General features: G+C 35.8%; 9 protein-coding genes. 1 reads left to right on the top strand and 8 read right to left on the bottom strand.

Annotation, left to right across the window (positions count from 1 at the left end; translation table 11 throughout):
• Positions 1-208: 208 nt before the first annotated feature.
• On the bottom strand, positions 209-1771 hold the full coding sequence (gene nadB / locus ACNQGX_RS17385) for an L-aspartate oxidase (protein WP_417978396.1): 1563 nt from the start codon (positions 1769-1771) through the stop codon (positions 209-211).
• On the bottom strand, positions 1771-2700 hold the full coding sequence (nadA, locus tag ACNQGX_RS17380; RefSeq protein ID WP_417978393.1) for a quinolinate synthase NadA: 930 nt from the start codon (positions 2698-2700) through the stop codon (positions 1771-1773). Before nadA ends, nadB begins: the two co-directional genes overlap by 1 nt.
• A gap of 415 nt (positions 2701-3115) precedes the next feature.
• Between nadA and ACNQGX_RS17375 the strand changes: the two genes are divergently transcribed.
• Entirely contained in the window at positions 3116-4930 is a 1815-nt protein-coding gene (locus ACNQGX_RS17375) for a hypothetical protein (RefSeq protein ID WP_417978391.1), read from the top strand.
• 279 nt (positions 4931-5209) lie between these two features.
• On the opposite strand, the gene ACNQGX_RS17370 is transcribed toward ACNQGX_RS17375, so the two are convergent.
• From ACNQGX_RS17370 to nrdD, 6 genes are all read right to left on the bottom strand, one after another.
• The gene (locus ACNQGX_RS17370) at positions 5210-5884 is read right to left on the bottom strand and encodes a TIGR02391 family protein (protein ID WP_417978389.1); all 675 of its coding nucleotides are present in this window, start codon (positions 5882-5884) and stop codon (positions 5210-5212) included.
• A gap of 160 nt (positions 5885-6044) precedes the next feature.
• Positions 6045-6479: an RrF2 family transcriptional regulator gene (locus tag ACNQGX_RS17365; RefSeq protein WP_417978387.1), complete on the bottom strand. Its 435-nt coding sequence runs from the start codon at positions 6477-6479 to the stop codon at positions 6045-6047.
• Between the two features lie 77 nt (positions 6480-6556).
• Positions 6557-7021, bottom strand: a complete 465-nt coding sequence (locus ACNQGX_RS17360) for a hemerythrin domain-containing protein (protein WP_417978385.1) — start codon at positions 7019-7021, stop codon at positions 6557-6559.
• 11 nt (positions 7022-7032) lie between these two features.
• Complete coding sequence (locus ACNQGX_RS17355) at positions 7033-7482, bottom strand: CopD family protein (RefSeq protein ID WP_417978383.1); 450 nt, start codon at positions 7480-7482, stop codon at positions 7033-7035.
• A gap of 54 nt (positions 7483-7536) precedes the next feature.
• Positions 7537-8226 (bottom strand): anaerobic ribonucleoside-triphosphate reductase activating protein, encoded by a 690-nt coding sequence (locus tag ACNQGX_RS17350; protein WP_417978381.1) that lies wholly within the window; start codon positions 8224-8226, stop codon positions 7537-7539.
• A complete protein-coding gene (gene nrdD, locus ACNQGX_RS17345) occupies positions 8210-8371 on the bottom strand; it encodes an anaerobic ribonucleoside-triphosphate reductase (protein ID WP_282716364.1) in 162 nt (53 codons plus the stop codon). The genes ACNQGX_RS17350 and nrdD overlap by 17 nt, the downstream gene beginning before the upstream one ends.
• Positions 8372-8511: the final 140 nt, after the last annotated feature.

Genomic DNA, 8511 nt, shown 5'->3' with positions numbered 1-8511 from the left:
CGTGCAAACACAAACGGCTTAAACACGCTATAGAGTCTAGTTCTATGACTGACTTAAAAACAAAAGTATAAAAAAAATATAGATTTATTTGGAAATCAACACAGAATCTATGTGGTTTAAACTTCAACTTATTTTAATGCGTTTGACCTGATTATTGTGTGTATATTTATGATTTTAAACGAATTATATTTTAAAATAATAAACGAATTCAGGTTAATCGTTTAATTTTTTTTCTACAATTATAACTGGGTGCAAACTTCAGAAAACCACCGCAATTTTCGTCCCTTTCGATAGATTGTTGCACGATTAGATTCCCAATTGTAATCATATTGCACAATTCGTACAGCTCAGTACTAATTTGATTGTTTTTAATTATTGTTTCTAATTCGTCTTGCCATTGCATCAATTGTTCTTTTGCTTTACGCAAATCAACATCAAAACGCACAATTCCTGCATTTTGGCGCATTGAAAGTTGCAATTCGGTTTTGATCTTAGCAATGTAATCTGGATTTATTGTAGGTTTTGTTTCTAATTTCCAATCAGAAATGGAACTGATAAAAAGGATGTTTTCAAAAGTGGTATCTGCCAAGTAATTATAAATTTTATCCGAATACACCAAAGCTTCCAGCAAGGAATTGGACGCTAATCGATTGGCACCATGTAGGCCTGTACGGGAACATTCGCCACAAGCAAATAAATTTTCTATGGATGTTTTCCCGTTTTTATCAACTGTAATTCCACCACAGAGATAATGCTGTGCGGGAACCACGGGAATCCAATCTTTTGTAATGTCTATTCCAATTTTTTTACAATGCTCGTAAATCATCGGAAAGTGTTTTGTAAACGGCTCTAAATCTAAATGAGTACAATCTAAATATACACATTCATCCCCCGTTTTTTTAAGCTCCAAATCGATGCTCTGGGAAACGATATCGCGGGAAGCCAATTCGGCTCTCTTGTCATAATCAAGCATAAACCGGGTGCCTTTTTTGGTGCGTAAATAGGCTCCAAAACCGCGCACTGCCTCCGAAATTAGAAACTTCGATCCAATGGAAGTATCATACAATGCAGTAGGATGAAATTGAATAAACTCCATGTCTTTAATGTTGGCATTCGCACGAAAAGCCATCGCAATTCCATCGCCTGTTGCAATTATCGGATTGGTGGTGTGTCCGTAAAGATGCCCGATTCCGCCAGTGGCAAGCAGCGTGAAATCAGATTGGAATGTGATAATTTCATTCGTTTTTTGATTTAGAACAAAAGCTCCCAGACACTGATTCTCTTCCGTAATCAAATCCAGCGCAAAATGATGGTCTAAAACCGTAATATTTCCTTTTTGATGCACCTGGTCTAAAATAGTGCGTTCAATTTCATAACCCGTTTGGTCTTTATGATGTACCACCCTGTTCTGGGAATGTCCGCCTTCTTTGCCTAAATCAAAATTTCCTTTGGCGGTTTTGTCAAATTTGGCGCCCCATGCTATGAGTTCTTTCAATCGTTTCGGACCTTCGGTAACGACCATTTTTACGACTTCCACATCACACAAACCATCGCCACAGATTAAGGTGTCTTCAATATGTTTTTGATACGAATCCTCGGTTTCATCTGTAACAATGGCAATTCCGCCTTGCGCATATTTAGTGTTGGATTCATCGGCATTTGACTTGGTTACAATAGTCACTTTCTTGTCGGGAAAACAGTCTGCAATTTTTATGGCAAAAGTCAATCCGGCAACTCCTGAACCAATGATTAAGTAATTTGTAGTAATCATTATTTGGATAATTCTAGCATTCGTTCAATAGGAAGCAATGCTTTTTCTCTAATAGACTCCGGAATACTAATTTCGGGAGTTTCATTAAGCAAACAGTCATACACTTTTTGTAAGGTATTCATTTTCATATAGCCACATTCGCTGCAGGCACAGGTATTATCTTCTTGTGATGGCGCCGGAATCAGTATTTTATTTGGAACTTCCTGTTGCATTTTGTGAAGAATTCCCGCTTCGGTAGCAACAATAAACGTGTTGTTAGGGTTTGTTTTTACGTAATCAATCATTCCGGCTGTCGAACCAATATAACTGGCGGTTTCCAGAATATGCGTTTCTGATTCGGGATGGGCAATGATTTTAGCATCGGGATGCAGTTTATGGACTTCGATTAATTTATCCAGCGAAAAAGCTTCATGTACCACACAGGAACCGTCCCAAAGCAGCATGTCTCTGCCTGTTTTGCTGATGATATATTTTCCTAAATTCTTATCCGGGGCAAAAATAATGGGAGTTTCTTTGGGAATAGATTCCACTATTTTCAAAGCATTCGATGAGGTACAGACAATATCGCTTAACGCTTTAATTTCGGCTGAACAATTTACGTAAGTGATGACAATATGACCAGGATGTTCATCAATGAATTTTTTGAATAAATCCGGTGGACACGATTCAGCCAGAGAACAACCTGCTTTTAAATCGGGCAGAATTACTTTTTTGGACGGGTTTAAAATTTTTGCGGTTTCAGCCATAAAATGTACGCCAGCAAAAAGAATAATATCTGCATCTGCTTTCATGGCTTCAATCGACAATCCTAAACTGTCACCCACATAATCTGCTACATCCTGAATAGCGGCTTCCTGATAGTAATGGGCTAAAATAACCGCATTTTTCTCTTTTTTTAAGGCCAATATTCGTTCTTTAAGGCTATTCATCGTTTTTAATTTTTCTGGTTTTACTATTTAAATGCTACTGCTAAATTTAAAATTAGGTATTTATGCGAATCAACGGTTGGAATGTGCCGTTAGGCACTAAATCTCGGTAGAAACATGAATTGAAAGAAATTTAGCGTGCCGTAGGTACGCAACATTTATCGTTTTGTTGCGTACCTACGGCACGCTACCAAATTTTAAACCTAATTACTACCTATAGGTATTTGCTCTCGCAAATAATCTAACGGCACAAAAAAAGACTTTCAACCCTTACGCATTATCTCTTATTATTCTGATTTAAGTTGTTTTAAACCCGTAAAAGTACTTTAATAACAGACGAATGGATATGATATTTATCAGGTTTTAAACTATTCCCTTTTACGATATTTGTTGCCTATTTAATAAATTATTTTAATGCATGACAACAACTAAACCGTTACATACTTTCCATATCCCCGTGATGGGACTTGCTTACACCATAGACAGTCCAATTCGAGTGGCAAAGTATGGGATATCCTCAGTGATTTCGATCATAGATGATGATCTTATAGAAAAAATGAATGCTTTTTACAGCGAAAAATTTAGCCTTCCGTATCAGGAGATTTCTCAAAAAATGCACGATTATCGAGCAGAGCGCATCACGTCGTATCTAAATTTGGTAGACAAAATCGTAAAAGATAAATTCGAGAATTTCAAGAATGAACTGGCTGAAAGTAAATTGGCATTAGAGAATTATATTGCCATGTTACCCAACAAGTCGGAGATAAAAAAAGGACTTCAGCATCTAATGGATGACGGAATTGCCTTTAAAGAAAATATCAAGAATTATCTTGAAAATAACCTGAGCGCGGGTGCCATTGATGTAAATATCATGACCAAAATCGACAAGGACAATTTCATTAAAGACGAACAATTACCGGTGGCTTTCAATGATGCCCATGCTTCACTTCGTGGTTTTGCCAATAGCAACTTAACTTCTTCGGTAGTACTTTCGGCTGGAATGAATCCAAGATTGTACAGTTATTTCGAAAATTTCGAGGTTTTTTTCCCGGACAGCAACAATACTTTAAAGAAAAAAATAATTCTAAAAGTGAGCGATTTCCGTTCAGCAATGATACAAGGGAACTTCTTGGCCAAAAAAGGACTTTGGGTTTCTGAATACCGAGTTGAATCCGGATTGAACTGTGGCGGACACGCTTTTGCCACCGATGGCTATTTGTTAGGTCCTATTTTGGAAGAATTCAAACAGAAAAAAGAGCAATTGATCCAGTCTGCGCACGATTTAATGGTGAAAGCTTTAGTGCAAAAGGGAATGCACGTTCCTGAAAATCCATTGGAATTAAAAATAACGGTTCAGGGCGGAGTAGGTACAGCCGAAGAACATGACTTTTTATTGGATCATTATGATGTGGATTCTGTGGGTTGGGGGACTCCATTTTTATTGGTTCCCGAAGCCACTTCTGTAGATGAAGCCACGCGTAAATTATTGGCAAATGCCAAAGAAAAAGATTTATACCTGAGTCATATTTCTCCTTTGGGAATTCCTTTTAATACCTTGAGAGGAACAACTAATGAGCACTTCAAACAAAAACGGATTCACGATAATAATGCGGGAAGTTCTTGTCCGAAAAAGTTTTTGGCGTTAAGCAAAGAATATGGAGCAAAAGGAATTTGTTCTGCTTCCAAAAAATTCCAAGATTTAAAATTAGAGGAATTGGACAGCAAGAAAGATACTTTGACCGCTGAAATGTTCGAAAATGCGAAAAACAAAATCACCGAAAAATCCTGTCTTTGTGTTGGTTTAGCCAATGCTTCTTATCTGGAAAATGGCATCAAGATTAAAGGGCAGGCGCAAGGTGTTGTCATTTGTCCTGGGCCTAATATGGCTTATTTTGACCATGAAGTTTCACTCTCGCAAATGGTGCAGCACATTTATGGAAACACTTCGGTATTGACTGTTCAAAATCGTCCGAATATGTTTGTCAAAGAATTGAAAATGTATCTGGATTATTTGAAGAACGAAATTACAACGGTTTCTGCCGAACTTACGGCGCCGCAAATAAAAAAATGGAACTTGTTCAAGAACAATTTGGCGGAAGGAATCGCGTATTATCAATCATTATTTTCTTCATCGGATGCTGCTGATAACAAGAATCAAAGTACACAATACCTGTTGCACTTTTATAAAGAAGAATTGTTTGGTATTAAAATTCCGGAACTGGAATTGGCATAAAACTATTTCAATATAAGTTCAAAAAATAAGCCCTCTTCACATTCGTTTTTCGAAAGGTGGAGAGGGCTTTTTGATGTGCCCGTAAAGAGCTTTTTATTTTAAAAACATGAAGAAATAACAACTTTAATTATTTGTGTTATGGCTTATGTTTGAGGACACGAATTGCAAATTCGCGCAATAAATCCGTGACATCGGGTACTCCATATTTCAAAGATTTGTTTTTTATTAGGATAAAATCTATCAAGCCATTTTCTAACTGCTGTTTGGGTGAAGTTAATGTCAAAAAGGTGGTTTGTCTTTCTCTGATTTGTCAATAATTTTCAATAAATCACTTGCAACTACGATTCTGTCAAACGAAGAAATAAAATCAAGTTCTACGTCTCTATGAGAACATGGGTTTTTATAATATCCAAATGCTCCAGAAATATAGTTTGAAAATGCTTCTCTTTCTGAAACTGGTAAATTCATATCTGTCAAACTACCATTTTCTGAATTAAAAGCTTTTCTAATTAATTTAATTCCAACTTCTTCTGCATCAGCTTTTGTTAATTCACGAATTCGTATTTCAATGCACTTGAATGCTTGAAGAACAGCACTTTCATAATGACCACCTTCCAAAAGTTTAAAACTCTTTTTAATTATTTCGGGATGAACATAAGTTTTTGGCATTAAAGTATATTCTTTAATAACTTTAGCAAATTCACGTTCAGGAAATCTGAATCCCAATTTAGTAGGATAGAATTTATCTTCATCTTCTCCCTCTTCATCAGTTTTTGTTGCTCTTTGAAATTTTCTTATGTCAATATGAGTTTCAGATGTTGCTTTGTACTTTATTCTCGTAAACCTTATTGGTTGATAACCTCCTTGATTTACTTCTCCAATAATACTTTGGCTCTCAATTTTAGCTTCAATTTCTGATTTTACTGATTTTATTGTCGATTTTGCTTTAGCCATTCTTTAAACTGTTCAATTAAGATTTAAATATATGTTTGTTTGTGGTTTCGATTTAATTGCATCCAACTCGTTTATACCAGCCATAGAATGGATAGAATCCACCCAAAATCGGTAGACTTTGTACATAAAACAGTTTTTGTAAATATAAGATTACTTTTGGTTAATACCGCAAGAAAGTATCACCTGATTTTATTCCCATTGCTAATTCTTCCAGATTGGTGTTTTCGAGCATGAAAGCCAATTCATTTCTGATGGCCTTGAATTTATCATGAACCGGACAAGGATGATCTTCGGAACAATGACTTAATCCCAGACCGCAACCGGTAAAAACGCGATCTCCATCTAGTGCCGTTACAATTTGGGACAGTTTTATTTGGCTCATGGTTTCTTTTGGAATTTCAAATCCGCCACCAACACCTTTAATAGAATGGATAATATTATTCTTGGATAGTATTTGTAAAATTTTGGCCGTAAAAGCCTCGGGAGAATCTATTTTTTTAGCAATATCCCTAAGCCCAGCTCTATTATTTTGATAGGATTCTGATGCTATAAAAATGGTGGCTCGAATTCCGTATTCACAGGTTTTAGAAAACATAGTTGTTTTTTTACAAATTTATAGAAATAAGTGCTATTCCTTTTGAATATTCTTTATTCTTTGGGTTGACCGTTTTTTTATTTCCAAAAAAGGTCATCGTTCTTTTCTGTAAAAGATGCTTCGGTATGAATTTCTTTAATTTTAGCCAATTGGTCTTGGGTGGCTATTTTTTGGATTTCAACAAATATAATACGTTCCTCAAAACGAATGTGTGCTTCCAATTCTTCTTCAATGCGTCCTAAAGATTTTTCTAGATCGGAAGTTTGCTTGAATAAGCGTTTCAATCGGCGATGTTCTGCCAAAGCTCGTTTTACAAGGTCATTCTCTGCCCCTAAAATGGGAAAGACATGTTTTTCTTCCAATTCGAAATGGGGTTTCAAATGCGTTTTAAAAAACCAGTCCGAATATTTTTTGATGCGATCGGGTTCAATTTGCTTCGAAAAACCCGTTCGTATTTTCCAACACAATTGCAAACCATGATGATGATCGTGGCTTAAAGGTTGTAATTCCGGAGCTCTTTTTAATGGTTTATTTGAAATCATAATATAAGAATTTAAAACCCGCCAAAACGGATGAAAGAACCAAAAATGAGCATCAATACACCAATTATTGTAACGGATAGTATATGAAAAGCCATTTCAGGCAACTTGTCTGGATTATTTTTAAGTTTGGGAATTACCCTAAACTGTGCGCTCAAGGCGAAAGTTACCGTCAAAAACAATAAAAGTAATTTTGTAGAAACCACTTTCTCAATAGGAGTGGCAAACTGGAACCAATATTCGATGCTAACGCCGTATTTATAAGCCATTAAAATTCCCGTAATGACCAGTAAAACCAAAGCCGTCATTCCTACAGGTTCATACTTTTTTTCATAATTTAAAATAATGCCCGGGTCTTTCTCTTTTAGGGCTTGTGGCAAATGATCAAAGACCAACAACAAATGGCCACCCACCCAAACTGTGGCACTTAAAAGATGGATAATTAACAAAAAATGATGGTTCATGTAAAATTGTATTTGTTTTTAAAGATACGCTTTCTCGGCAACGCTACTTTAGAATCAGCCTCTAAAATATACTTTAATACGTGTGGTAGAAAGATTTTCCTTTTCCAATTCCCTAACAGAATAGCCCAATTTTTCTAATGTAGTCGCTCCATTCGCAAAATGCTGGATATAATAATTTCCCTGATAGTTTTGCTGCTCTAAATACTGTATCATGGCTTGCATGTGATTCTTATCAATCAAATCCGAATGTACCGTGGTGCGAACTTCAAACGGGAGTCCATTTTCTACTAATAAGCACAGCGACTTTTCAAAAGGCAGAAAAAGATTGGACTGTGTTATCTTTTCAAAATGAACGGGCATGGCTTTAAAATCCAACGCAACATAATCGATCAATTGATTTTTAAGTAATTCTTGCAAGACTTCAGGTCGTGAACCATTGGTGTCAATTTTTACCAAAAAGCCCATTTTTTTGACTTCAGTTATGAGTTGAATACAGTTTTTATGCAACAGGCATTCGCCTCCGCTAAAAACTACTGCGTCCAACAAATTTTTTCTGGAATGAAGAAAAGTAAGCGCTTTTTCGAATGAAATAGTTCCTTTTCCGAGTACGATTTCAGGATTGTAACAATACAAACAACGCATATTACAGCCTGCAAACCAAAGAATGCAAGCTGATTTATGCGCATAATCTAATAAAGTGAAAGGCGTTATGCTGTAAATGGGAGTATTAACATTTTCCTTCACTGAAATGGGTTCGCTGTTTGTGTTCTCCTTTTTTTCCAATATTGAAACTTTCTACGGGTCTGTGATAGCCCATTACTCTTGTGTACACTAAACATTTGGTTCTCAAATGTTGGTTTTGTTCTAAAATCGGATTCGTGGTTTTCATATATTTAAAAAGTTTAAAGTTTAAGGTTTAAAGTTTTGACGTCACTAATTTTTTCTATAAAGACTATTTTTTAAAATTGAGATTTTTTTTGAACGATTAAGGAATTAAGAAAATTAAGGTTTCAGGTAAGTTGCTCAACT

It is taken from the genome of Flavobacterium glycogeni (assembly GCF_048286775.1).
Taxonomy (GTDB): Bacteria; Bacteroidota; Bacteroidia; order Flavobacteriales; family Flavobacteriaceae; genus Flavobacterium.
Note: the sequence above shows the minus strand (reverse complement) of the source record. Positions and strands in the feature narration are given on the sequence as shown.

What these genes read in the sequence shown, in the direction of transcription:
- ACNQGX_RS17355 (WP_417978383.1), bottom strand. Translation starts at nt 7,482, where the DNA reads ATGAACCATCATTTTTTGTTAATTATCCATCTTTTAAGTGCCACAGTT.
- ACNQGX_RS17360 (WP_417978385.1), bottom strand. Translation starts at nt 7,021, where the DNA reads ATGATTTCAAATAAACCATTAAAAAGAGCTCCGGAATTACAACCTTTA.
- nadA (WP_417978393.1), bottom strand. Translation starts at nt 2,700, where the DNA reads ATGAATAGCCTTAAAGAACGAATATTGGCCTTAAAAAAAGAGAAAAAT.
- ACNQGX_RS17375 (WP_417978391.1), top strand. Translation starts at nt 3,116, where the DNA reads ATGACAACAACTAAACCGTTACATACTTTCCATATCCCCGTGATGGGA.
- nrdD (WP_282716364.1), bottom strand. Translation starts at nt 8,371, where the DNA reads ATGAAAACCACGAATCCGATTTTAGAACAAAACCAACATTTGAGAACC.
- nadB (WP_417978396.1), bottom strand. Translation starts at nt 1,771, where the DNA reads ATGATTACTACAAATTACTTAATCATTGGTTCAGGAGTTGCCGGATTG.
- ACNQGX_RS17370 (WP_417978389.1), bottom strand. Translation starts at nt 5,884, where the DNA reads ATGGCTAAAGCAAAATCGACAATAAAATCAGTAAAATCAGAAATTGAA.
- ACNQGX_RS17365 (WP_417978387.1), bottom strand. Translation starts at nt 6,479, where the DNA reads ATGTTTTCTAAAACCTGTGAATACGGAATTCGAGCCACCATTTTTATA.